At 57.7% G+C, this 22,138-nt stretch carries 20 protein-coding genes; 13 read left to right on the top strand and 7 right to left on the bottom strand.

Going from position 1 to position 22,138, the window contains the following annotated elements:
• Positions 1-30: 30 nt before the first annotated feature.
• Both V6942_RS19810 and V6942_RS19805 read right to left on the bottom strand, forming a co-directional pair.
• Positions 31-942 (bottom strand): WYL domain-containing protein, encoded by a 912-nt coding sequence (locus tag V6942_RS19810; RefSeq protein WP_182934654.1) that lies wholly within the window; start codon positions 940-942, stop codon positions 31-33.
• A gap of 323 nt (positions 943-1,265) precedes the next feature.
• A complete protein-coding gene (locus V6942_RS19805) occupies positions 1,266-3,524 on the bottom strand; it encodes an FAD-dependent oxidoreductase (RefSeq protein WP_333501706.1) in 2,259 nt (752 codons plus the stop codon).
• 62 nt (positions 3,525-3,586) lie between these two features.
• Here V6942_RS19805 and V6942_RS19800 point away from each other — a divergent pair, with 62 nt between their 5' ends.
• Positions 3,587-4,279, top strand: coding sequence for a transcriptional regulator (locus V6942_RS19800; protein WP_106928163.1), 693 nt, complete (start codon positions 3,587-3,589; stop codon positions 4,277-4,279).
• Here the strand turns inward: V6942_RS19800 and V6942_RS19795 are convergent.
• The 3 genes from V6942_RS19795 to V6942_RS19785 form a co-directional block, all read right to left on the bottom strand.
• Positions 4,251-5,582: an MFS transporter gene (locus V6942_RS19795; protein WP_106928161.1), complete on the bottom strand. Its 1,332-nt coding sequence runs from the start codon at positions 5,580-5,582 to the stop codon at positions 4,251-4,253. The two genes, V6942_RS19800 and V6942_RS19795, sit on opposite strands and share 29 nt — an antisense overlap.
• Before the next feature lie 307 nt (positions 5,583-5,889).
• A complete protein-coding gene (locus tag V6942_RS19790) occupies positions 5,890-6,780 on the bottom strand; it encodes a dihydrodipicolinate synthase family protein (protein ID WP_333501705.1) in 891 nt (296 codons plus the stop codon).
• 122 nt (positions 6,781-6,902) lie between these two features.
• Complete coding sequence (locus tag V6942_RS19785; protein ID WP_106928205.1) at positions 6,903-7,790, bottom strand: MurR/RpiR family transcriptional regulator; 888 nt, start codon at positions 7,788-7,790, stop codon at positions 6,903-6,905.
• Between the two features lie 321 nt (positions 7,791-8,111).
• Here V6942_RS19785 and V6942_RS19780 point away from each other — a divergent pair, with 321 nt between their 5' ends.
• Genes V6942_RS19780 through nanQ form a run of 4 tightly spaced genes read left to right on the top strand, consistent with a single transcriptional unit; the run spans position 8,112 to position 11,678 of the window.
• Complete coding sequence (locus V6942_RS19780) at positions 8,112-9,602, top strand: MFS transporter (protein WP_182934657.1); 1,491 nt, start codon at positions 8,112-8,114, stop codon at positions 9,600-9,602.
• Positions 9,603-9,652: 50 nt separating this feature from the next.
• Positions 9,653-10,342: an N-acetylmannosamine-6-phosphate 2-epimerase gene (locus V6942_RS19775; RefSeq protein ID WP_333501704.1), complete on the top strand. Its 690-nt coding sequence runs from the start codon at positions 9,653-9,655 to the stop codon at positions 10,340-10,342.
• Positions 10,339-11,211, top strand: a complete 873-nt coding sequence (gene nanK, locus V6942_RS19770; RefSeq protein ID WP_333501703.1) for an N-acetylmannosamine kinase — start codon at positions 10,339-10,341, stop codon at positions 11,209-11,211. Before V6942_RS19775 ends, nanK begins: the two co-directional genes overlap by 4 nt.
• On the top strand, positions 11,211-11,678 hold the full coding sequence (gene nanQ / locus V6942_RS19765) for an N-acetylneuraminate anomerase (RefSeq protein WP_106928151.1): 468 nt from the start codon (positions 11,211-11,213) through the stop codon (positions 11,676-11,678). Before nanK ends, nanQ begins: the two co-directional genes overlap by 1 nt.
• A gap of 13 nt (positions 11,679-11,691) precedes the next feature.
• Here nanQ and V6942_RS19760 read toward each other — a convergent pair whose 3' ends face one another.
• Positions 11,692-12,960: an MFS transporter gene (locus tag V6942_RS19760; protein WP_333501702.1), complete on the bottom strand. Its 1,269-nt coding sequence runs from the start codon at positions 12,958-12,960 to the stop codon at positions 11,692-11,694.
• Between the two features lie 309 nt (positions 12,961-13,269).
• Complete coding sequence (gene hpaR / locus V6942_RS19755) at positions 13,270-13,683, bottom strand: homoprotocatechuate degradation operon regulator HpaR (protein ID WP_106928147.1); 414 nt, start codon at positions 13,681-13,683, stop codon at positions 13,270-13,272.
• 264 nt (positions 13,684-13,947) lie between these two features.
• Here hpaR and hpaG point away from each other — a divergent pair, with 264 nt between their 5' ends.
• The 8 genes from hpaG to hpaA all read left to right on the top strand — a co-directional run bounded on the left by hpaG (position 13,948) and on the right by hpaA (position 21,995).
• Positions 13,948-15,225, top strand: coding sequence for a 4-hydroxyphenylacetate degradation bifunctional isomerase/decarboxylase (gene hpaG, locus V6942_RS19750; RefSeq protein WP_333501701.1), 1,278 nt, complete (start codon positions 13,948-13,950; stop codon positions 15,223-15,225).
• Entirely contained in the window at positions 15,222-16,688 is a 1,467-nt protein-coding gene (gene hpaE, locus V6942_RS19745; protein ID WP_333501700.1) for a 5-carboxymethyl-2-hydroxymuconate semialdehyde dehydrogenase, read from the top strand. The genes hpaG and hpaE overlap by 4 nt, the downstream gene beginning before the upstream one ends.
• Position 16,689: 1 nt before the next feature.
• Positions 16,690-17,541: a 3,4-dihydroxyphenylacetate 2,3-dioxygenase gene (gene hpaD / locus V6942_RS19740; protein ID WP_182934661.1), complete on the top strand. Its 852-nt coding sequence runs from the start codon at positions 16,690-16,692 to the stop codon at positions 17,539-17,541.
• A 9-nt stretch (positions 17,542-17,550) separates the two neighbouring features.
• A complete protein-coding gene (locus tag V6942_RS19735; protein ID WP_106928139.1) occupies positions 17,551-17,931 on the top strand; it encodes a 5-carboxymethyl-2-hydroxymuconate Delta-isomerase in 381 nt (126 codons plus the stop codon).
• Positions 17,932-17,997: 66 nt separating this feature from the next.
• Positions 17,998-18,801 (top strand): 2-oxo-hept-4-ene-1,7-dioate hydratase, encoded by an 804-nt coding sequence (gene hpaH, locus V6942_RS19730; protein WP_106928137.1) that lies wholly within the window; start codon positions 17,998-18,000, stop codon positions 18,799-18,801.
• A gap of 14 nt (positions 18,802-18,815) precedes the next feature.
• Positions 18,816-19,607, top strand: a complete 792-nt coding sequence (hpaI, locus tag V6942_RS19725) for a 4-hydroxy-2-oxoheptanedioate aldolase (protein WP_106928203.1) — start codon at positions 18,816-18,818, stop codon at positions 19,605-19,607.
• Positions 19,608-19,718: 111 nt separating this feature from the next.
• Positions 19,719-21,095: a 4-hydroxyphenylacetate permease gene (gene hpaX, locus V6942_RS19720; protein WP_182934662.1), complete on the top strand. Its 1,377-nt coding sequence runs from the start codon at positions 19,719-19,721 to the stop codon at positions 21,093-21,095.
• Between the two features lie 9 nt (positions 21,096-21,104).
• Positions 21,105-21,995 carry a 4-hydroxyphenylacetate catabolism regulatory protein HpaA gene (hpaA, locus tag V6942_RS19715; protein WP_106928133.1) on the top strand — a complete coding sequence of 297 codons (891 nt, stop codon included), beginning with the start codon at positions 21,105-21,107 and terminating at the stop codon, positions 21,993-21,995.
• Positions 21,996-22,138 lie beyond the last annotated feature (143 nt).

Raw genomic sequence — 22,138 nt, 5'->3', positions numbered from 1 at the left:
AAATTCATTTCTCATTCGGTTAAAAGGCGATTAAGAAGAAATCTCGGAAACGTTAGTCATGTCGGCCGAGGCGATACGCGAGTGAAAGTCTTCAACAAAATCGTCTTTAAGCGCGGTAGGTGCCGCAATGTGGATATCCGGCATCCAATAGCGTAGCCAGCGAAATAGGGTATGTTTATCGTTAACGACGCAGGTGATATTCAGACTGTTATCCGGGTGCTTTTCAACAATGCGTTGCTCGGGGAACAGGGGGCGGCGCGTGACAAACTGCGCGGCGTGGGCAGAGACCCACAGCGTCGCCTCGATACCTTGGCCAAAGCGAATGCCGCTTGCGCTATTGAGCTCAGCCATAATGTTATCGGTTGGGGTAAAGCTCGTCTCTGACAGGGAAAAGCCGCCAATACTAGCCAGTTCAAAGGCTTTAAGTCGTCCGTCATCAACGCCAGCCAGATACCACAAACCATAGTGATTAATGAGTTTATACGGCTGAACGCAGCGTGGTTTCTCACGGTAGCGGAAGGTGACGATACGTCGTGCGGTGATGGCGTTATCGAGATTATCGAACAGTGCGCTGAGCGAGTGATTATCCCTGCTCTTCACCCCAACGATTTCTATATTATCCGATTTTTTCATTCGGTTAAGGAGCGACTTTCCATCGGTGTGCGGGAAAATCTGCGATACGCCTGCGAAGTGCGCAAATTCCTTCAGATGACCGGAATGCAGCGAGGGAATAAGGTGGCTGCTGAGCTTAAAGCGCCCGTTGCCGATATCATCCAGCAGCGGTGAGAGCCTGGCTAAATCCCGATAAGCGGTGCGTTCGGCAATATCAAAACGCGAACAGAGCCAGTCTTTATCAATAATCGAACCCTGATAAAGCGCGCTAAACGTTTCACATACTCTTTCTATGAGTAACCTATTTTTTTTCCCGGAGCTCTTTTTCATTATGATCCTGAAAAGTGTGATTCAGAAAATCATTACGCAGGCGGTCCTGCCCGCGCCCTTTTTTACTCGCCCTTTAAACATAATTAACGGCCAGAACCCCCAAAACTTAAGAGCAAAACGGTGTTCTTTTATGGAGCGATATAACGAGGGTAGAGCAGAACTCTGACAGGTTGTGACAGTGGGAAAAAATTCAGGCGTTAAGTGGCAAAAGACAGAACACCTCGGTGATAGCTGAAGTGGCGAGGGAGAGGAAGCTGCATAATGTGTAATGTCGGCCTCTCTCCCGCAAGGGAGAGAGGCCGAGCAATGTGGTTGGGGCGGAATCAGGTGATATTCAGCGAATAGACGGCAGGCACGGCCCCCGCCGATTTCACCAGCTCAAGGGTGATTTTTGACACCGCGCGCGGCGCTTCCAACGTGTGCTGGCACAGCGAATGGTGGTTGTCCTTCACCTCGGCAATCAGCGTATCGTCAGCCCACAGGCGGTAGTGGGTGGTGCAGTGTGGCGTGACCGCTTCCGCGTGGCCCATCTGCACGGTTTCCATCGCGTTATCAAAGTCGTTATCCAGCATCAGCGTCAGCGATTGTAGGGGTTGTGGCGCATCCCACGTCCAGGTCAGACGCGGTGCAGCGTCGTCCAGTGCGGGAGCCCAGCCGTTAATCTGCTGTTCGGGGCGCAGGCGACCGTTGAGCAGGCTCTGTACGTCATAGCAGCGCAGCGGCGCGGCAAACTGAATTGCGGGCATAATCTGATGCGGACGGCGACGCGGTACCCAGAAATCAAACGCGTCGACGCCAAAATCGCCGTCCACCACCTGACGTGGATGTTTCGCCACGCGGGCGTTCTGGCTGTTGAACACCGTCATAATACCCGGCAGCGCCACATCGCTCAGCGCGATTTCGACGTGGCTATTGGGCGTGAAGGCGATAAAGACATAGCGATCGACATCGCTACGCCAGCCAAATTCCACGCTGTAGTCACCGGCTTCCTGCACCGTTAACGTCTGCTCGTCGAGCAGCGTATCGGCGCAGTAATTGGCGACTTTGTCGCTGGCAAGCAGGCTGATGCTGACCGGCTGCGCGCTGGCGGCGCGCAGGGTAAAGCGCATTGCCGGTAAGGATTCACCCGCTTTCACCGGCAGCAGCAGCGCCATGCGCTCATCCAGCGCCATCCAGCGACCGCTGGCGGGCAGGGCCGTCAGCGCCAGTTCGCTGCTGGCGCTCACCCGCGCGCCGCGCGCCGGATCATGCAGCTGCTGGCGTGGAATGTAGCAGCCGGTTTGCTGCAGGTGCTGCTGTAATTTGCCGATGTTCGCGCTTTCTGCCAGCTGCGGCGCACTCAACTGATGCTGATGGCACAGGGCGGCCGCACGGCCCACCACTTCGCCGAGCAGGCCGCAGGTGCACATCACGCGGGCGCTGCCGAAGGCAACGTGAGAAGCGGAAATCAGTCGTCCGGTGAGGAACAGGTTGTCCAGCGAGCGGCTGTAGAGGCTGCGGTACGGAATGGTGTAGGTGCCTTTGCTGTGGAACTGACGGCAGCCGTCGTGCTGGCTGTAAACGCCGTCCGCCGGATGCAGGTCGATGGACCAACCGCCGTAGCCCACCGCATCGTAGTGGTCACGCTGCTCAATAATGTCCTGCTGGCACAGCAGATGATCGCCAATAAAGCGGCGGCTTTCGCGCTTGCCGGGAATCGAGCCAACCCATTCGATGGTCAGGTTTTCAGCTTCCGGGAATTCGCCGGAGTTCTTAATGTAGTCCCAGACGCCCCAGACGATTTTCCACAGCTCCCATTTGATCTGCTCGCTGTCATGCACGGTGTCGAGACGGCCGCCCCATTCCAGCCACCACAGATCGCAGCCGTTCAGCGTGGAGGTGAGTCGCTTGTAGCGTGGGATGGTTTCAATGTCCTGCAACGCGAAAGAGGGCGGTACAAATTTTACCGGCTCGCTGCTTTTGCGGGTGTAGAAATAGATTGAGTGGCCGAGCTTGTGGCCGAAGTTATCACCGGGAGCCATTTTTTCGCCCAGCTCTTCGGCGTCTTCTGCGCCAACGCGGTACTCAGCGCCCGCCAGATGCCCGAGCACGCCGTCGCCGGTGGCATCGCAGAACTGCGCGGCCTGAATATGGTAGAAGGTTTCGTTAACCGCGTTAAAGCCGGTGGCTTCGGTGATGCGCAGGCCTTCGCGTTCCACCGCGTAAATGGCAGTGTTGAGCAACAGGGTGAGGTTCTTTTCGCGCTGCGCCAGATCCAGCAGCAGCAGGTCGAACATCATCGGGTTGCCTTCTTTATTGCGCCACAGGTTCTCTTCGAGGATCTCACCTATGATGCCGCCTTCGCGCGACCAGCGATTGTTGTTACCCATGTGCGAGGTGGCACCGTTGGCCCATAAGCGTACTTCGCTGGAGGCGTTGCCGCCTAAGACGGGACGGTCCTGCACCAGCACGACCTGTAAACCGTCGCGGGCGGCGGCCAGCGCGGCGCACAGTCCCGCCAGCCCGCCGCCGGCGACCAGCAGATCGGTACGCAGGGTCTGATGCGGAAAATCACGTTGATGGGTTTGCTGGAAAATTTGCATAAATTGTAATTCCTGCCTTTCTGGCGATAAAATAATAGTCTTTAAAAAAACGGGATCCCGCTATGTCGTCTCAACCTAATCAAAGCCTTATCGACGGCATTCGCTGCCTGCAATATCTGGTTTCCAGCGATCGGGCTATCGGTTGTCGCGAACTGGCGCGGCTGATGGGGATCAACCCCACCCGCGTGAACCGTCTGCTGATGACCATGGCGGCCATTGGCCTGACCACCCAGGACGCGCAGCGCCGCTACCTGCCGGGCCCCGGCATTCACGCGCTGGCCGCCCAGGCGATCCGTGGTTCAACGTTGTTCTCAAAGGCCCTCCCGCTGCTGGAAACCTACGCCCCGAAAGATATCGTGGTGGCGATGGGCGTCCTGTGGGAGGACCAGGTTATCTATATTTTCCACTCACGCCCGGGGAGCCATATCAGCCAGGCGCTGGCGGGTTTTCACATGATGCCGGCCTGTCAGTCGGTCATCGGGATTGCGCTGCTCGCCGCCGAAGAGGACGAGGTACTGGCTCAGCGCTTCAGCGCCGAAGAGATGACGCGCATCGCGCCGTTTCTTCAACAGCAGCGCCAGCTGGGCCATGTGGTCTGGCCACACGAGGACGGCGAACTCTCCCTCGCGCAGCCGATTCAGTTCGGCTCACATAAGGCGGCGCTGGCCTTTGCCGGCATGTATCACGCCACCCCGGAGCAGACCGCCGCGCGGCTGGCCGAGCTCATTACGCTTTGCGACCGGTTGACGGCATAGTTTTGTCGCCGTCGAGGTCAATCTTGCCGACCACGAACAGATAAGAGCCGATCCCCAGACAGGCCAGTACGGCGATGAAGCCGAGCGCTGGCGCGAAGTTGTGGCCGTCGATCAGCGCGCCGATGGCGATTGGCACGACGATGGAAGAGAGCGCGCCGGTAAAGTTGAACACCCCGCCCGCCAGACCAATCAGATGACGCGGTGCCAGTGCGGTCACAAATACCCAGGTAATCGTTGCCAGGCCGTTGCCGAAGAAGGCGATGGACATAAACAGGATGATAAGCGTCGGGTCATCGGTGTAGTTGGCGCCAAGGATAAACAGCGTCAGCGCCATGCCGAGGATCACCGGCGCTTTACGCGCAAAGCTGGTGGAGACGCCGCGACGAATCAGGCGGTCCGATACAAACCCGGCCAGCAATACGCCGACGAAAGCGGCAAGGTAAGGGACAGAGGCGACGTAGCCGGACTTAATAAAATCCATATGGCGGTACTGCACCAGATAGGTCGGGAACCAGGTCAGGAAGAACCAGAAGGTGGCTGAAATCGTGAACTGACCGAAGTAGATGCCAATCAGCTTGCGGCTTTTGAACATCAGCCCCAGATCCTGCCAGCTGAACGGGCGTTTAGCGGCATTCTCGCGGCTCTCCATCACCGCGCCGCCTTTACGCAGATGATCCAGCTCGGCTTTCGATACGGTTTTGTGATCCAGCGGATCGCGATATACGCAGTACCACAGCACGCCCCAAATCATCCCCACCACGCCGGTAATCAAGAACAGCCCGCGCCAGCCGAACAGATCCTGAACGTGGAAAAGTACCGGCGTCATCAGCGCCATGCCGACAAACTGCGCGGACGAGTAGATACCGATTGCCGTTGCGCGCTCCTGCTCCGGGAACCAGCTTGAGATCACGCGGTTGTTTGACGGCATCACCGGTGCTTCAAAGGCCCCCACGCCTAAACGCAGGCCAACCAGCGAGCCAAAGCTGTTGGCGATGGCATGCAGCGCGGTAATCAACGACCAGATAAACAGCCCCACGCCGTACACCAGACGCGAACCGAGTCGGTCAATCAGAAAGCCGCCGGGGATCTGTAAAGCGGCATAGATCCAGCCAAATGCAGAGAAAATCAGCCCCATTTGCAGCGGGGTAAACTGCAGCTCGCCGGACATTTGGGTTGCCGCAACGGACAGGTTTGTTCTATCCATGTAATTGATAATTATATTAATAAACACCAGGCCTAGTACAAAGAAGCGTACTCGTCCGGTCGAGCGGGCGGCAGATCCTGTTATCGGTTGTTCTGACATAGAGGTGTTCTCATGGTTTGAGGGTGTTAAAGGTACGAGACGTCATATCATTGCTGTTGGTGTTTCTTTTATAGAAACAGTTGGCGTGATGCAAAGTGGGATGTGGAGAAGTGTGATCTGCCTTGGATTTGTACAGGAATAAAACCGGTTTCAGGATTTGGGGGAGGGATGTGGGGTGGAGTGTATCCCCCTCACCCCGCAGGGGAGAGGGGACTGAATGTGCGGGTGGAGACTGTGGTACTCAAATGTCCCCTCTCCCTTTCAGGAAGAGGGCCGGGGCGAGGGTGTGCGTGCCGCCCTCTCACATTCAGATAAACTCAGCCGCGCGGAATTTCGCCAGTGCGTCCTGTTTCTGCTCCGCCGTCATAGGGCGCAGCGGACGACGCGGGTCGCCAACATCAATGCCGTGCAGCTGCATAGCCAGCTTGCCGGCCGCCACGCCGCCGTACTGCACCAGTACACGAATAATGGCGATCACTTTGTCCATGCAGGCCGCGACGTCCTGGTGGTTGCCCTGATTAAAGCTGTCGATCAGGCGGTGATACAGCGGCGCGGCGTAGTTGTAGGTGCTGCCAACCGCGCCGATCGCGCCGCAGGCCAGCCCGGCCGGTAAAAACTCATCCACGCCGAAGGGAATATCAAACTGGCCGTTGTTGACGCGCAGGCAGCGCTGAAATTCATACATGTCGCTGGAGTTAAACTTCATACCGGACAGGTTCGGGATTTTATCTGCCGCCGCGATCAGGAACTGCTCCATATCCAGGTTCAGACCCGACATCCCCGAGTGATAGTAGTAGAAGCCTTTTGACGGCGCAGCGGCGGCGTTGAGCCGGCAGTACTCGACTAAATCGTCGACGCTGGACGGTTTGAAGAAACATGGGCCAATGACTGAAGTCGCGAAAATATCTAACGTCTCGGCGTGGCGGCTCAGCTCAAGGGAGTCGGCGATGCTCAGCGCCCCGGTATGCAACGTAATGCTTAGCTTACCGTGGCTGGCTGCCACCCAACGTTCGGCAATTTGTTTACGCTCCGCAACGGAACAATGAATGCCCTCACCGGTGGTGCCAAGCACGTACACGCCCTTTACGCCCTGGCCAATAAGATGCTCGGCAATCTGGTCGATGACCGGATAGTTCACTTCACCGTGGGCGTCGAAAGGGGTATGCGGTGCGGCGATAAGACCTGTTAGCTTTTCCATGTAAACCTCAATTGGTGTTTTTCTTCTTAACTAAAAGTTAAATGAAGCATAACTCCAATTTGCGATGAAATGATACCCACGACGAAAAGCGAGAGTATCAGAGTGTGATCGATAGCACTAAATCAAGCCTGACGGGGAACCGTTAACGCATCCATGGTGCGCAGTTTGTTGGCTTTAGCCTGTTCCGGATCTTTCTGCACCAGCAGGGTGTAGATCAGATCCAGCACAAACAGCTGTGCGGTCTTTGTCCCTATCGAGTCGCCCTGCAATCGCCCCTGTCGATTACCATTAATCAGAGTAAAATCAGCCACTTTACTTAACGGTGAGCCGAGATTGTGGGTGAGAGCAACGGTGGTGGCGCCCGCTTCTTTCGCCAGATGCAGCGCGTGGGTGGTTTCCGGTGAATGGCCGGAATGGCTGATGCCGACCGCCACATCGCCTGGCTTAAGCAGGGAGGCCTGCATATACATAAAGTGATTATTGGTCAGGGCGTCTACCCGCAGACCAATGCGCATCAGCTTGTGCTTCATTTCTTCAGCGGTGATGCCCGAGGCACCCACGCCGAAGATATAGGCGCTGTTACAGGCGTACAGTGCGTCGACGACCTGTTCAACCTGGTGCATGTCCAGCAGGTTGAGCGTCTCAGAGAGCACGTTGGCGATGACGCCCTGTAGCTTCAGGCCAATCGTATGGGCATCGTCATTTTCCACCACTTCAGCGTCCAGCAGCGTGCTGCTGTCGTCGCTATCGACCATCGCCAGCTCAATGGCGAGCTCCATTTTGAAATTCTGAAAACCCTTGTAGCCCAGCTGGCGACAAAAGCGAATGACCGAGGCTTCTCCGGCGTTAATTTCCTGCGAAAGATCGGCGATAGAAAGCTGCGTCACTCGGTGTGGGGAGGTCATGATGTAGTGGGCAATGCGCTGCCCGACGCGGGTCAGACTGCTCTGCATGGCTCCCAGAGTATCAAGTATTTTTCCGGCCTTAACCGGTGAATTCGGACTCTCCATTGCTTCCTGCTCTTCGCGCTGACGGTGGATGTTCATGATGGGGCAGCGTCTGCGGTCAGGCAAGAAAATCGGCGTAAAAACCGCGTAATTGCCGCCATTTTGCGCGTGCGGCTGGCCGTGTGGGCTAATGCTGTGACTCAGATCCCTTTTTTAAACTTCCTGACGCTTACCTCTATGACGTTGTTCACAGATTTCATGCAGGCTTCTTGTGGTGCTTTGCTTCTTGTAAATAAATTAAATGGAGTTTTACTTCATTTGGGGGCGAGACGCCCTCTCCTTAGGCACATAGGTAGTGGAATTTGCTCATCACAGGAGAGCAACATGAGTGGAATTACAAAGGCCATTCCATGGTACAAACACCTTAATAAATCCCAGTGGCGGGCTTTTTCAGCCGCATGGCTTGGCTATTTGCTTGATGGTTTTGACTTTGTCTTAATTGCCCTGGTGTTAACCGAGGTTCAAAGTGAGTTTCAGCTCACTACCGTCCAGGCGGCGAGTATTATTTCCGCCGCCTTTATTTCTCGCTGGTTCGGCGGCCTGCTGTTAGGGGCGATGGGCGATCGCTATGGCCGACGCCTGGCGATGGTGACCAGCATCATTCTCTTCTCGGTGGGGACGCTGGCCTGCGGGTTGGCGCCGGGCTACACCTCCATGTTTATCGCCCGTATGGTGATCGGCATGGGGATGGCGGGCGAGTACGGCTCCAGTGCGACCTACGTGATTGAAAGCTGGCCAAAACAGCTGCGCAATAAGGCCAGCGGTTTCCTGATCTCCGGCTTCTCAGTAGGGGCGGTTGTCGCCGCGCAGGTCTACAGCCTGATTGTCCCCGTGTGGGGCTGGCGTGCGCTGTTTTTCATCGGCATTCTGCCCATCATTTTCGCCCTGTGGTTGCGTAAAAATATTCCTGAAACGCAGGACTGGAAAGAACGCAAGGCCAATAAGACTCCGGTGCGTACCATGGTCGATATTCTGTATCGCGGCAGGCTGCGGGCGCTGAATGTGCTGATGACCTGCCTGGCCGCTGCGGCGCTGTGGTTCTGCTTTGCCGGAAACCTGCATAACCCGGCCATTATCCTGCTGCTGGCGCTGCTGTGTGCGGCGATCTTTATCAGCTTTATGGTGCAAAGCAGCGGCAAGCGTTGGCCAACGGGCGTCATGCTGATGGTGGTCGTGCTGTTCGCCTTCCTCTATTCGTGGCCTATTCAGGCGCTGCTGCCAACCTATCTGAAAAGCGAACTTGGCTACAACCCGGCGACCGTTGCGCAGGTGCTGTTCTTCAGCGGCTTCGGCGCGGCGGTGGGCTGCATCGTCGGCGGTTTCCTCGGCGACTGGCTGGGGACACGTAAAGCCTATGTGTGCAGCCTGCTGGCGTCTCAGTTACTGATTATTCCCGTATTTGCCATCGGCGGCTCCAGCATCTGGGGGCTGGGGATCCTGCTGTTCTTCCAGCAGATGCTGGGGCAGGGGATTGCCGGGATTCTGCCGAAGCTTATCGGCGGGTATTTCGATACAGACCAGCGAGCGGCAGGTCTGGGCTTTACCTACAACGTGGGGGCGCTGGGCGGCGCGGCGGCACCGGTCATCGGTGCACTGGTTGCGCAGCATCTGAGCCTGGGCAGTGCGCTGGGTTCGCTCTCCTTCGGCCTGACGTTTGTCGTGATTCTGCTCATCGGCCTGGATATGCCCTCCCGCGTACAGCGCTGGATCCGTCCGGAAGCGCTGCGCACCCATGATGCTATCGACGGCAAGCCGTTCAGCGGCGCGTTGACGCGGCATGCAGAGAAATCGGTTCCGGCGTGCGGTAAGCATTAATTAAAGGCGCCCGGACGCGCCGGGCGCACAATGAAGTTAAGGATGTACTTATGTCGTTGTTAGAAAATCTGGATGCAAACATTCAACAGCACGGTGGACTGATCGTCTCCTGCCAGCCGGTGCCCGGTAGCCCGTTAGATAAACCGGAAATCGTTGCCGCCATGGCGCTGGCGGCGGTGCAGGCGGGAGCCGTGGCGGTGCGCATTGAAGGGATCAATAACCTACTGGCCACGCGGCCGCTCATCGACGTCCCCATTATTGGCATTATCAAGCGCGATCTTGCCGATTCCGCGGTGCGTATCACGCCCTACCTTGAGGATGTCGATGCGCTAGCGCAGACCGGTGCCGACATTATCGCTTTCGACGGCACCGAGCGCCCGCGCCCGGTGGCGGTAGCGGAGCTGATTGCCCGCATTCATCACCATCAGCGTCTGGCCATGGCGGACTGTTCGTCGATCCAGGACGCCGCGGCCTGCCATGAACTGGGCGCGGATATTCTGGGAACGACGCTATCGGGCTATACCACCGACGAGGTGCCGCAGGCGCCGGATCTGGCGCTGGTGGCGACACTGAGCCACAAAGGCTTCCGGGTGATAGCCGAAGGGCGATACAACTCGCCAGCGCAGGCCGCTCAGGCGATGCAGCACGGTGCCTGGGCTGTCACCGTAGGGTCGGCCATTACCCGCCTTGAGCATATCTGCCAGTGGTATCGCGAGGCGATAACCGGAGAGCGCGTATGACGATGCTGGCGATTGATATCGGCGGCACCAAACTTGCTGCAGGGCTGATTAATGCTCAACGGCAGGTGCTTGCACGCCGAGAACTGCCGACGCCCGCTAGCCAGACGCCTACCGCGCTGCGCGAGGCGCTGCATGCGCTGATTATGCCGCTTATCGGTCGTGCGCAGCGCGTGGCGGTGGCTTCTACGGGCATTATTCGCAGCGGACTGTTAACGGCGCTTAACCCGGATAATCTGGGGGGGCTGGCGCAGTTTCCGCTGGTGGATACCCTCACCGCGCTAACCGGGCTACCGTGTCTGGCGGTGAACGATGCGCAGGCGGCGGCGTGGGCCGAGTATCGCGCGCTGCCGGTTACCGTTCGTGATATGGCGTTTATCACGGTGTCAACCGGCGTCGGCGGCGGCATTATCGGCAACGGTAAGCTGATAACCGGCCATCAGGGGCTCGCCGGGCATATTGGGCATACGCTGGCGGACCCGCACGGGCCGCTGTGTGGTTGTGGCCGACGCGGTTGCGTTGAGGCGATAGCTTCCGGTCGTGGCATTGCCGCTCAGGCCGAGGATGACCTGCTTGGCCTGGATGCGCGGGCGATTTATGCGCAGCATCTGAGCGGGCACCCGCAGGCAACGCGCCTGATTACGGGCTCGGCACGAACCCTGGCCCGTCTGATTGCTGACCTGAAAGCCAGCTATGACTGCCAATGTGTGGTGCTGGGTGGCAGCGTCGGCCTGGCGGAGGGTTACTTATCCCTGGTGACCGGCTTTCTGGCGCAGGAACCGTCCCCCTTTCACACGGCCGTGGTGGCCGCACATCACCGGCATGATGCGGGCCTGCTTGGCGCCGCGCTGTTGGCAGAAGAGGAAGCATAATGATTATTGGCGATAGCCGTTACCCGGATTGCGCCGGGCTACCCTCCGCTCTACACACGGCTCTGACGCTGGCTTTACAGGCGCAGCCACAGCAGCGTGAGCCGGGCCGTTACCCTTTGCAGGGAGACGATATTTATATGAACGTTATGCAGTTTATGACCCAGCCAGCGGCGGAGAAACGGGCCGAGCTGCACGCGGAATTTATCGATATACAAATCCTGCTGGTGGGGGAGGAGCGCATTGATTTTGGCGTGGCCGACAGCGCAAGGGAATGTGATGTGTGGCATACGGACGAGGATTATCAGCTGTGCGACGCCATTGATAACCCGCAGTCGGTAACGTTACGTGCCGGTATGTTCGCCGTGTTTCTCCCCGGCGAGCCGCATAAGCCGGGGATACTCACTGACCACCGCCGCGAGCTGAAAAAAGCGGTCGTGAAGGTCAAAAAAAGTTTGCTGATGCCGTAACCGCGGGCCCGGCTTAGCAGGCCGGGCTTACTTCTTGCTGCGGCTGCGGCGATTTCAGCAGCGCCCACAGAATGACGGCGCCAATGACGTCAAAGGCCGCCAGCACCGCAAACAGCGGGCTAAAGCCCAGAGTATCGGCCAGCGCGCCGACGACCAGCGCGAACAGCGTGCTCGCGGTCCAGGCGGCCATCCCGGTGAAGCCGTTGGCCGTCGCCACTTCGTTGGCGTCGAACAGATCGGCTGAAAGGGTGATCAGCGCGCCGGAAAGCGACTGGTGGGCAAAACCGCCGACGCACAGTAGCGCAATCGCAACGAACGGGCTACTGAACAGTCCGACCATTCCCGGCAGAATCATCAGCGCCGCCCCCATCGTCACCACCAGCTTACGCGACACCACAATATTGACCCCGAAGGCGCGCTGGAAAATCCCCGGTAAGTAGCCACCAATGACGCAGCCCATGTCGGCGAACAGCATGGGGATCCACGCGAACATGGCGATATCCTTCAGATCAAAACCGTAGGTGTGCACCATAAACAACGGGATCCATGCGTTGAAGGTCCCCCATGCCGGCTCGGCAAGAAAGCGGGGAAGCGCAATACCCCAGAATTTGCGCTGGCGTAGCAGCTGGCCGATATGCACTTTATCTACCGTTTTTTTCTCCGGCTGACCGGCGGTGATGTAGTTGTACTCTTCTTTGCTCAGGCTTTTACATTGGCCCGGGCGGTTATACACCAGATACCACCCCAGCGCCCAAATCACGCTGGCAATACCGACGATGATAAAGGCCAGACGCCAGCTGTGAATATAAATAGCCCATGCGACCATCGGCGGCGCAATGATCGCCCCCATTGAGGAGCCGACGTTGAAATAGCCGACGGCGACGGAACGTTCGTCGTCCGGAAACCATTCGGTGACGGATTTCAGCCCGGCGGGGATCATCGCGCTTTCGGCAAAACCGCCCAGACCACGACACAGGGCCAGACCCTGCCAGCTGCTGGTGAAAGCCGCGCCGATGCAGAAAATACCCCACATCGCGCCGAACAGGGTGTAGCCCACTTTGGTGCCAAGCGTATCAAGGACATAGCCAGCAACCGGTTGAGCAATGGTGTAGCAGGCGGAAAAGGTCGCCACAATCCATGAGTACTGTTGGGTGGTGATGTGCAGATTGTCCTGCAACGTGGGCGCGGCGGCCGAAATCGTGTTGCGGGTTAAGTAGCATAAAATGGTGCCAAGGGTGACAAGAGCCACCATAAACCAGCGCGTATGACCAGTAGTGCGCATAAAACTTTCCTCTAATTCTTAGAATGGAAGTGGCCTGCGTAACAGGCGCAACGGCGGTCATACAGAGAGAAGATCAATCGTGCTGCCGGGTGGTGCTGCGGCGGCAAACTGCGGTCCTTTTATGAAATAGAGTGAATCCGTGTCACATTTTTTTCGAATACTAAACCCATGTTTCATAATTTTTTGTGATCTAATTCAAAATTATTAAGATGGTGTACCACTTAAGTGTCATGAAGGTGAGCGCACGGACATGCGCCCTCGAGGCGGGAATGTCTGCCTGAATGGCTGTAAAAACAGGCAGAGAATAGGTTATTTATCGAGCGCGATAAAATCGTGCAGCAGCGCCGTCAACTGTTTCATTTTCTCGGGGGTAAACGTCTGCTCAATTTGCAGGTAGGCCTCTTCCACCTTTGCCTGCGCGCGTTCATACAGCGCATACCCTTCTTTGGTTAACGAGACGTATAGCTTGCGCTGATCGTTAACCGGCTTCAAGCGCAGAACCAGACCATCACGCTCCATGCGGGTCAAAATACCGGTCAGGCTCGGGCGTAAAATGCAGGTCGCAGCGGCCAGATCGTGAAAATCCATCGAGGGGTTATCGACCAGCACGCGGACAATTCGCCACTGCTGCTCCGTCAGGCCGTGCTGCTTCACAATCGGGCGGAAGTAACCCATTGCGACCTCGCGCGCCTGCATCAGGGCGATGGTTAAAGAATCGTGCATTATGCCTCCTCGCACACCTCATCATTAATATATGAACAATAAAGCGATGTTGCTTTTATCAGCAGCGCATTTTCTCTGAAAGCCGCGGTTAGATCAATGGTGTTTTTGTAATGCACTGTTATATAAGGTTTATATTTTTATTTTGTAAAATTATTGTTAATGTCATCACAAAAAAATCACTTGTGTTTGCTAAATGAACAGAGGAGGCATAAAACAGATCATTAACATATTAATGAAATAAGCACTGTCGCTAAGGAGCTGTAAATGAAAGGTACCGTTTTCGCCGTGGCGCTCAACCACCGTAGCCAGCTGGATGCCTGGCGCGAAGCCTTTGAGCAGGCCCCCTATAACGCACCGCCGAAAACGGCAGTCTGGTTTATTAAGCCGCACAATACCGTCACCTGTAGCGGTGAGCCGATTCCTTTTCCGGCCGGCGAGACGGTGTTAAGCGGCGCGACGGTGGCGCTGGTGGTGGGTAAAGTCGCCAGTAAAGTGTCAGTTGACGACGCGGCGCAGTTCATCGCGGGTTATGCGCTGGCCAACGAAGTCAGTCTGCCAGAGGAGAGCTTCTATCGCCCGGCAATTAAGGCCAAATGCCGCGACGGCTTCTGCCCGCTGGGCGAGGTGGTGAATGTCGACAGCGTTGATAACCTGACCATCGTGACCGAAATTAACGGCCGGCACGCCGACCAGTGGCACACCGCCGATCTCCAGCGCAGCGCCGCCGAACTGCTGAGCGCCCTGAGCGAATTTGCCACGCTCAACCCTGGCGATGCCATTCTGTTGGGAACTCCGCACCACCGCGTGGCGCTGCGTCCGGGCGACCGCGTACGCGTGCTGGCGGAGGGCTTCCCACCGCTGGAAAACCCGGTGGTTGAAGATGCGGTGGCCAGGCCGGTAACGCGCCCCCACGAGCACGGCACGCTGTTCGCGCTGGGGCTGAACTACGCCGACCACGCCAGCGAGCTGGACTTTAAGCCGCCGGAAGAGCCGCTGGTATTTATCAAAGCGCCTAACACCGTGACCGGTGATAACCAAACCTCAGTACGTCCGAACAACGTGGAATATATGCACTACGAGTCGGAGCTGGTGGTGGTGATCGGCAAAACGGCGCGCAAGGTAGCCGAGGCCGATGCGATGGACTACGTCGCCGGCTACACCGTGTGTAACGACTATGCTGTGCGCGACTATCTGGAAAACTACTATCGCCCGAACCTGCGGGTGAAAAGCCGCGACGGTCTGACGCCCATTTCGCCCAATGTGGTGCCGAAAGCGGCCATTCCTGATCCGCATAACTTAACGCTGCGCACTTACGTTAACGGTGAACTGCGTCAGCAGGGCACCACGGCGGATCTGATCTTCAGCGTGCCGTTCCTGGTCTCTTATCTCAGCGAATTTATGACCCTGCAGCCGGGCGACATGATCGCCACCGGCACGCCGAAAGGGCTGTCCGACGTGGTGCCAGGCGACGAAGTGGTGGTGGAAGTTGAGGGTGTGGGTCGACTGGTAAACCGAATTGTCAGCGAGGAATCTGCAAAATGAAAAAGATTAACCATTGGATTAACGGCAAGAATGTTGCCAGCAAGGAGACTTTCCAGACCACCAATCCGGCTACCGGTGAGGTACTGGCTGAGGTCGCTTCCGGCGGCGAGTCGGAGATCAATCAGGCGGTGGCGGCAGCAAAAGAGGCGTTTCCGAAATGGGCTAACCTGCCGATGAAAGAGCGCGCGCGTCTGATGCGTCGCCTGGGAGATCTGATCGACCAGAACGTACCGGAAATTGCGGCGATGGAAACCGCCGATACCGGTCTACCGATTCACCAGACCAAAAATGTGCTGATCCCGCGCGCGTCGCACAACTTTGAGTTCTTTGCCGAAGTGTGCCAGCAGATGAACGGTAAAACCTACCCGGTCGACGACAAGATGCTCAACTACACGCTGGTACAACCGGTGGGCGTGTGCGCGCTGGTGTCGCCGTGGAATGTGCCGTTTATGACCGCCACCTGGAAGGTGGCACCGTGCCTGGCGCTGGGCAATACCGCGGTGCTGAAAATGTCTGAGCTGTCGCCGCTCACGGCTGAACGTCTGGGCGAGCTGGCGCTGGAGGCGGGTATTCCGCCGGGCGTGCTGAACGTGGTGCAGGGCTACGGGGCAACCGCAGGCGATGCGCTGGTGCGCCATCACGATGTGCGTGCGGTGTCGTTTACCGGCGGCACCGCCACCGGGCGCAACATCATGAAAAACGCCGGGCTGAAGAAATACTCGATGGAGCTGGGCGGTAAATCGCCGGTGCTGATTTTTGAAGATGCCGATATTGAACGGGCGCTGGACGCCGCGCTGTTCACTATCTTTTCGATCAACGGCGAACGCTGCACCGCGGGGTCACGCATCTTTATCCAGCAGAGCATCTACCCCGAATTCGTTAAACGCTTTGCCGAGCGCGCCAACCGTCTGCGCGTCGGCGACCCGACCGACCCGAATACTCAGGTCGGCGCGCTGATTAGCAAGGCACACTGGGAAAAAGTCTCCGGCTATATCCGCCTCGGCATCGAAGAGGGCGCGACCCTGCTGGCCGGTGGCCCGGAAAAACCGACCGACCTGCCTGCGCATCTTAAGCACGGCAACTTCCTGCGCCCAACGGTGCTGGCGGACGTCGATAACCGCATGCGCGTAGCGCAGGAAGAGATCTTCGGCCCGGTAGCCTGCCTGCTGCCGTTCAAAGACGAAGCGGAAGGGCTGCGTCTGGCCAACGACATAGAGTACGGCCTGGCCTCGTATATCTGGACCCAGGATGTCAGCAAAGTACTGCGTCTGGCGCGTGGCATTGAGGCGGGAATGGTGTTCGTTAACACCCAGAACGTGCGCGATCTGCGCCAGCCGTTCGGCGGCGTGAAGGCTTCTGGCACCGGGCGTGAAGGCGGTGAGTACAGCTTTGAAGTGTTCGCCGAGATGAAAAACGTCTGCATCTCGATGGGCGACCACCCGATTCCGAAATGGGGAGTGTGATATGGGCAAGTTAGCGTTAGCAGCAAAAATTACCCACGTACCGTCTATGTATCTCTCAGAAATTCCGGGGAAAAATTTTGGCTGCCGCCAGGCGGCGATTGACGGGCACAAAGAGATTGGCAAGCGCTGTCGTGAAATGGGCGTCGATACGATTATCGTGTTTGATACCCATTGGCTGGTGAACAGTGCCTACCACATTAACTGCGCGGATCATTTTAAGGGTGTTTATACCAGCAACGAGCTGCCGCACTTTATCCGTGACATGACCTACGACTATGACGGCAACCCTGAGCTGGGCCGCCTGATCGCCGACGAAGCCGTTGCGCTGGGCGTGCGTGCCAAAGCGCACAACATTCCCAGCCTGAAGCTGGAGTACGGCACGCTGGTGCCGATGCGTTACATGAACGCGGACAAGCACTTCAAGGTGGTGTCGATCTCCGCGTTTTGTACCGTGCACGATTTTGCCGACAGCCGCCGTTTGGGTGAGGCCATTTTAAAGGCCATCGACAAATACGAGGGCACCGTGGCGGTATTTGCCAGCGGTTCACTGTCGCACCGCTTTATCGACGACCAGCGCGCGGAAGAGGGGATGAACAGCTACACCCGCGAGTTCGACCATCAGATGGACGAGCGCGTGGTCAAGCTGTGGCGCGAGGGCAACTTCAAAGCGTTTTGCACCATGCTGCCGGAGTATGCCGACTACTGCTACGGCGAAGGCAACATGCACGACACCGTGATGCTGCTGGGAATGCTGGGCTGGGATCAATATGACGGTAAGGTGGAGTTTATTACCGATCTGTTTGCCAGTTCCGGTACCGGCCAGGTCAACGCCGTCTTCCCGCTGCCAGCCTGAGGAGTAACCATGCCGCACTTTATTGCTGAATGCACCGACAACATCCGCGAACAGGCCGACTTACCGGGTCTGTTTAGCAAGGTTAACGAGACGCTGGCCGCGACCGGGATTTTCCCGCTCGGCGGCATCCGCAGCCGCGCGCTGTGGCTGGATACCTGGCAGATGGCTGACGGCAAGCAGGATTACGCGTTTGTGCATATGACGCTGAAAATCGGCGCCGGCCGCAGTCTGGAGAGCCGCCAGGAAGTGGGGGAGATGCTGTTCGGGCTGATTAAAACCCACTTCGCCGCGTTGATGGACAGCCGCTATCTGGCGCTGTCGTTTGAGATAGACGAACTGCACCCAACGCTCAATTACAAACAGAACAACGTGCACGCGTTGTTTAAATAAAACATTGGCACGGTCAGTCCCCTCGCCCCTTTGGGAGAGGGAGAAAACACAGCCACAGGAATCACTATGCTCGATAAACACACTCATACCCTGATTGCCCAGCGCCTCAATCAGGCCGAAAAACAGCGTGAGCAGATCCGTGCCGTCTCGCTGGATTACCCGGACATCACCCTTGAAGATGCCTATGCCGTCCAGCGCGAATGGGTCGCGATGAAGATTGCCGAAGGCAGGACGCTAAAAGGCCACAAAATCGGCCTGACCTCAAAAGCGATGCAGGCCAGCTCGCAGATTAGCGAACCGGACTACGGCGCGCTGCTTGACGACATGTTCTTCCACGACGGCAGCGATATTCCGACCGACCGTTTTATCGTGCCGCGCATTGAAGTGGAACTGGCGTTCGTGCTGGCCAAACCGCTGCGCGGACCAAACTGCACGCTGTTTGATGTGTATAACGCCACCGACTACGTGATCCCGGCGCTGGAGCTGATTGACGCGCGCTGCCACAACGTCGATCCGGAAACCCAGCGCCCGCGTAAGGTGTTCGACACCATCTCCGATAACGCGGCTAACGCGGGTGTGATCCTCGGCGGCCGCCCGATTAAGCCAGATGAACTGGACCTGCGCTGGATCTCCGCGCTGCTGTATCGCAACGGTGTGATAGAAGAAACCGGCGTGGCGGCGGGCGTACTGAACCACCCGGCCAACGGCGTGGCGTGGCTGGCAAATAAGCTGGCGCCGTACGACGTCCAGCTGGAAGCGGGGCAAATCATTCTGGGCGGATCGTTCACCCGCCCGGTGCCGGCGCGTAAGGGCGACACCTTCCACGTCGACTACGGCAACATGGGTGCGATCACCTGCCGGTTTGTATAAGGACAGAGACGATGATGAAAAACAGTTTTAAAGAGGCGCTGAAGGCTGGCCGCCCGCAGATCGGCCTGTGGCTGGGTTTGTCGAGCAGCTATAGCGCTGAACTGCTGGCGGGGGCCGGTTTTGACTGGCTGCTGATTGACGGCGAACATGCGCCGAACAATGTGCAGACGGTGCTGACGCAGCTGCAGGCGATTGCACCCTATCCCAGTCAGCCGGTGGTGCGCCCGTCGTGGAACGATGCGGTGCAGATAAAACAACTGCTGGATGTGGGTACGCAAAATCTGCTGGTGCCGATGGTGCAAAACGCTGAAGAAGCGCGCGCCGCCGTAGCCGCAACGCGTTACCCGCCACAGGGGATTCGCGGCGTTGGCAGCGCGCTGGCGCGGGCGTCGCGTTGGAACCGTATTCCGGACTATCTCCGGCAGGCCAATGACGCCATGTGCGTGCTGGTGCAAATCGAAACCCGCGAGGCGATGAGCAATCTGGCGCAAATCCTCGACGTTGACGGCGTGGACGGCGTGTTTATCGGCCCGGCGGATCTCAGTGCCGATATGGGCTTTGCCGGAAACCCGCAGCATCCGCAAGTGCAGGAAGCCATCGAGAAAGCCATTGTGCAGATCCGCGCGGCGGGCAAAGCGCCGGGCATTCTGATGGCCAATGAAACGCTGGCGAAACGCTATCTGGAGCTGGGCGCGCTGTTTGTCGCCGTCGGCGTCGATACGACCCTGCTGGCGCGCGGCGCGGAGGCGCTAGCGGCGCGCTTTGGGGCGGAGAAAACCTCGCTGGGTTCGTCCGGCGTGTATTAACCCCTGCCGGAGGGCGCTGCGCCTATCCGGCCTACCCGTAGGCCCGGCAAGCAAAGCGCCCCGGGCAAAACCGGCTTTACCCTACGCAAATTCCCATCAGAGGAAAGGATCATGAGCGATACATCACCTGCCATCCCGCAACAAGATAATCCTGCCGAACAGCACAAGCAGCTGACGGCGGGGCAGCAGACGGTGATCAACAAGCTGTTTCGTCGTCTGGTGCTGTTTCTTTTCGTGCTGTTTATTTTCTCATTTTTAGACCGGATTAATATTGGTTTTGCCGGGCTGACGATGGGGGCGGATCTCGGCCTGAACGCGACCATGTTCGGCCTTGCCACCACGCTGTTTTACGCGACCTATGTGATTTTCGGCATTCCCAGCAACATTATGCTGAGCATTGTCGGGGCCAGGCGCTGGATTGCTACCATCATGGTGCTTTGGGGACTGGCGTCGACCGCCACCCTGTTTGCCGTCGGGCCAAAAAGCCTCTACGTGCTGCGTATGCTGGTCGGGATTACCGAAGCCGGATTTCTGCCGGGCATTCTGCTCTACCTGACCTACTGGTTCCCGGCCTTTTTCCGCGCGCGCGCCAACGCGTTGTTTATGATTGCGATGCCGGTGACAACGGCGCTGGGGTCGATTGTCTCCGGCTATATTCTGTCGATGGACGGCCTGCTGAATTTACACGGCTGGCAGTGGCTGTTCCTGCTGGAAGGATTCCCGTCCGTGCTGCTGGGCATTATGGTCTGGTACTGGCTGGACGACTCCCCGGCGAAGGCCAAATGGCTGACCGACGAGGATAAAAAATGCCTCCAGCAAATGATGGATAACGACCATCTGACGCTGGTGCAGCCGGAGGGGGCCATTAGCCACCATGCCATGCAGCAGCGTAGCCTGTGGCGCGAGGTGTTTACGCCGATTGTGCTGATGTATACCCTGGCTTATTTCTGCCTGACCAATACCCTGAGCGCGATCAGCATCTGGACGCCGCAGATCCTGAAAAGCTTTAACGAGGGCAGCAGCAATATCACCATCGGCCTGCTGGCCGCGGTGCCGCAAATTTGTACTATTCTCGGCATGATCTACTGGAGCCGTCATTCCGACAAGCATCAGGAGCGCAAGCACCACACCGCGCTGCCGTTTCTGTTCGCCGCCGCCGGCTGGTTGCTGGCCTCCGCCACCGATCATAGCCTGATCCAGCTCCTGGGGATCGTGATGGCGTCGACCGGCTCGTTTAGCGCGATGGCGATCTTCTGGACCACGCCGGATCAATCCATCAGCCTGCGCGCCCGCGCGATTGGCATTGCGGTGATCAATGCCACCGGCAATATCGGCTCGGCGTTGAGCCCGTTTATGATCGGCTGGCTGAAGGACATCACCGGCAGCTTTAACAGCGGCCTGTGGTTTGTTGCCGCGCTGTTGGTGGTGGGGGCGGTGATTATCTGGCTGATTCCGATGAAATCGTCACGTCCGCGCGCTACGCCGTAGGGGCTGAAAATGTGCGAGAACCTGATTTATAACATTGATATCAGCAGTGAATATGATGAAAGCCTGGGCACGGATGATGTGCACTATCAGTCTTTTGCGCGGATGGCGGCTTTTTTTGGCCGCGATATGCAGGCGCATCGCCACGAGCGCTATTTTCAGATGCATTTTCTGCTTACCGGGCAAATTGAGCTTCAGCTGGACGATCACCGCTACTCCGTTGAAGCGCCGCTGTTTGTGCTGACGCCACCATCGGTGCCGCACGCTTTTATTACCGAATCTGACGCGGATGGCCACGTGCTCACGGTACATGAAAACTTGATCTGGCCGCTGCTGGAAGTGCTTTACCCCGGAACCCGCGAGGCTTTCGGCCTGCCGGGGATCTGCCTGTCGCTGGCGGATAAGCCTGAGGAACTGGCGGCGCTGGAACACTACTGGCGGCTGATTGAGCGTGAATCGCTGGCACAGCTACCCGGGCGAGAGCACACCCTGACGCTGCTGGCGCAGGCCGTTTTTACTCTGCTGCTGCGTAATGCGCCGCTCGACGACCATGCAGCCAGTGGGATACGCGGGGAGCTTAAGCTGTTCCAGCGGTTTAATTTGATGATTGACGGCCATTTTCATCAGCACTGGACCGTGCCGGACTATGCGGCGGAACTGCATATTACCGAATCGAGGTTGACCGATATCTGCCGGCGCTTTGCTAACCGCCCGCCAAAGCGACTGATTTTTGACCGTCAGCTGCGTGAAGCGAAACGGCTGTTGCTGTTTTCCGACAATGCGGTGAATAACATTGCCTGGCAGCTAGGGTTTAAAGATCCCGCTTATTTTGCCCGCTTTTTTAATCGGTTAGTCGGCTGCTCGCCGAGCGCGTTTCGCGCGCAGAAAGTACCGGTGTCGTAGTTGCCCCTCACCCTAACCCTCTCCCCATCGGGGAGAGGGGACCGACCGTGCGGTTTTTACCTACAGCGCCGCCGGGAACAGCACTAAACCCTACCCAGATCACAGAACCAACCCCCGCCTGAAAAGTACCTGCCGTTGACCTA

The organism is Kluyvera genomosp. 2, assembly GCF_036759865.1.
GTDB classification, from domain to species: Bacteria; Pseudomonadota; Gammaproteobacteria; order Enterobacterales; family Enterobacteriaceae; genus Kluyvera; species Kluyvera ascorbata_B.
Note: the sequence above shows the minus strand (reverse complement) of the source record. Positions and strands in the feature narration are given on the sequence as shown.

What these genes read in the sequence shown, in the direction of transcription:
- hpaH (WP_106928137.1), top strand. Translation starts at nt 17,998, where the DNA reads ATGCTCGATAAACACACTCATACCCTGATTGCCCAGCGCCTCAATCAG.
- V6942_RS19785 (WP_106928205.1), bottom strand. Translation starts at nt 7,790, where the DNA reads ATGGAGAGTCCGAATTCACCGGTTAAGGCCGGAAAAATACTTGATACT.
- nanQ (WP_106928151.1), top strand. Translation starts at nt 11,211, where the DNA reads ATGATTATTGGCGATAGCCGTTACCCGGATTGCGCCGGGCTACCCTCC.
- hpaX (WP_182934662.1), top strand. Translation starts at nt 19,719, where the DNA reads ATGAGCGATACATCACCTGCCATCCCGCAACAAGATAATCCTGCCGAA.
- V6942_RS19790 (WP_333501705.1), bottom strand. Translation starts at nt 6,780, where the DNA reads ATGGAAAAGCTAACAGGTCTTATCGCCGCACCGCATACCCCTTTCGAC.
- hpaR (WP_106928147.1), bottom strand. Translation starts at nt 13,683, where the DNA reads ATGCACGATTCTTTAACCATCGCCCTGATGCAGGCGCGCGAGGTCGCA.
- hpaA (WP_106928133.1), top strand. Translation starts at nt 21,105, where the DNA reads ATGTGCGAGAACCTGATTTATAACATTGATATCAGCAGTGAATATGAT.
- V6942_RS19760 (WP_333501702.1), bottom strand. Translation starts at nt 12,960, where the DNA reads ATGCGCACTACTGGTCATACGCGCTGGTTTATGGTGGCTCTTGTCACC.
- V6942_RS19800 (WP_106928163.1), top strand. Translation starts at nt 3,587, where the DNA reads ATGTCGTCTCAACCTAATCAAAGCCTTATCGACGGCATTCGCTGCCTG.
- hpaI (WP_106928203.1), top strand. Translation starts at nt 18,816, where the DNA reads ATGAAAAACAGTTTTAAAGAGGCGCTGAAGGCTGGCCGCCCGCAGATC.
- V6942_RS19810 (WP_182934654.1), bottom strand. Translation starts at nt 942, where the DNA reads ATGAAAAAGAGCTCCGGGAAAAAAAATAGGTTACTCATAGAAAGAGTA.
- hpaD (WP_182934661.1), top strand. Translation starts at nt 16,690, where the DNA reads ATGGGCAAGTTAGCGTTAGCAGCAAAAATTACCCACGTACCGTCTATG.
- V6942_RS19780 (WP_182934657.1), top strand. Translation starts at nt 8,112, where the DNA reads ATGAGTGGAATTACAAAGGCCATTCCATGGTACAAACACCTTAATAAA.
- V6942_RS19795 (WP_106928161.1), bottom strand. Translation starts at nt 5,582, where the DNA reads ATGTCAGAACAACCGATAACAGGATCTGCCGCCCGCTCGACCGGACGA.
- nanK (WP_333501703.1), top strand. Translation starts at nt 10,339, where the DNA reads ATGACGATGCTGGCGATTGATATCGGCGGCACCAAACTTGCTGCAGGG.
- hpaE (WP_333501700.1), top strand. Translation starts at nt 15,222, where the DNA reads ATGAAAAAGATTAACCATTGGATTAACGGCAAGAATGTTGCCAGCAAG.
- V6942_RS19805 (WP_333501706.1), bottom strand. Translation starts at nt 3,524, where the DNA reads ATGCAAATTTTCCAGCAAACCCATCAACGTGATTTTCCGCATCAGACC.
- hpaG (WP_333501701.1), top strand. Translation starts at nt 13,948, where the DNA reads ATGAAAGGTACCGTTTTCGCCGTGGCGCTCAACCACCGTAGCCAGCTG.
- V6942_RS19735 (WP_106928139.1), top strand. Translation starts at nt 17,551, where the DNA reads ATGCCGCACTTTATTGCTGAATGCACCGACAACATCCGCGAACAGGCC.
- V6942_RS19775 (WP_333501704.1), top strand. Translation starts at nt 9,653, where the DNA reads ATGTCGTTGTTAGAAAATCTGGATGCAAACATTCAACAGCACGGTGGA.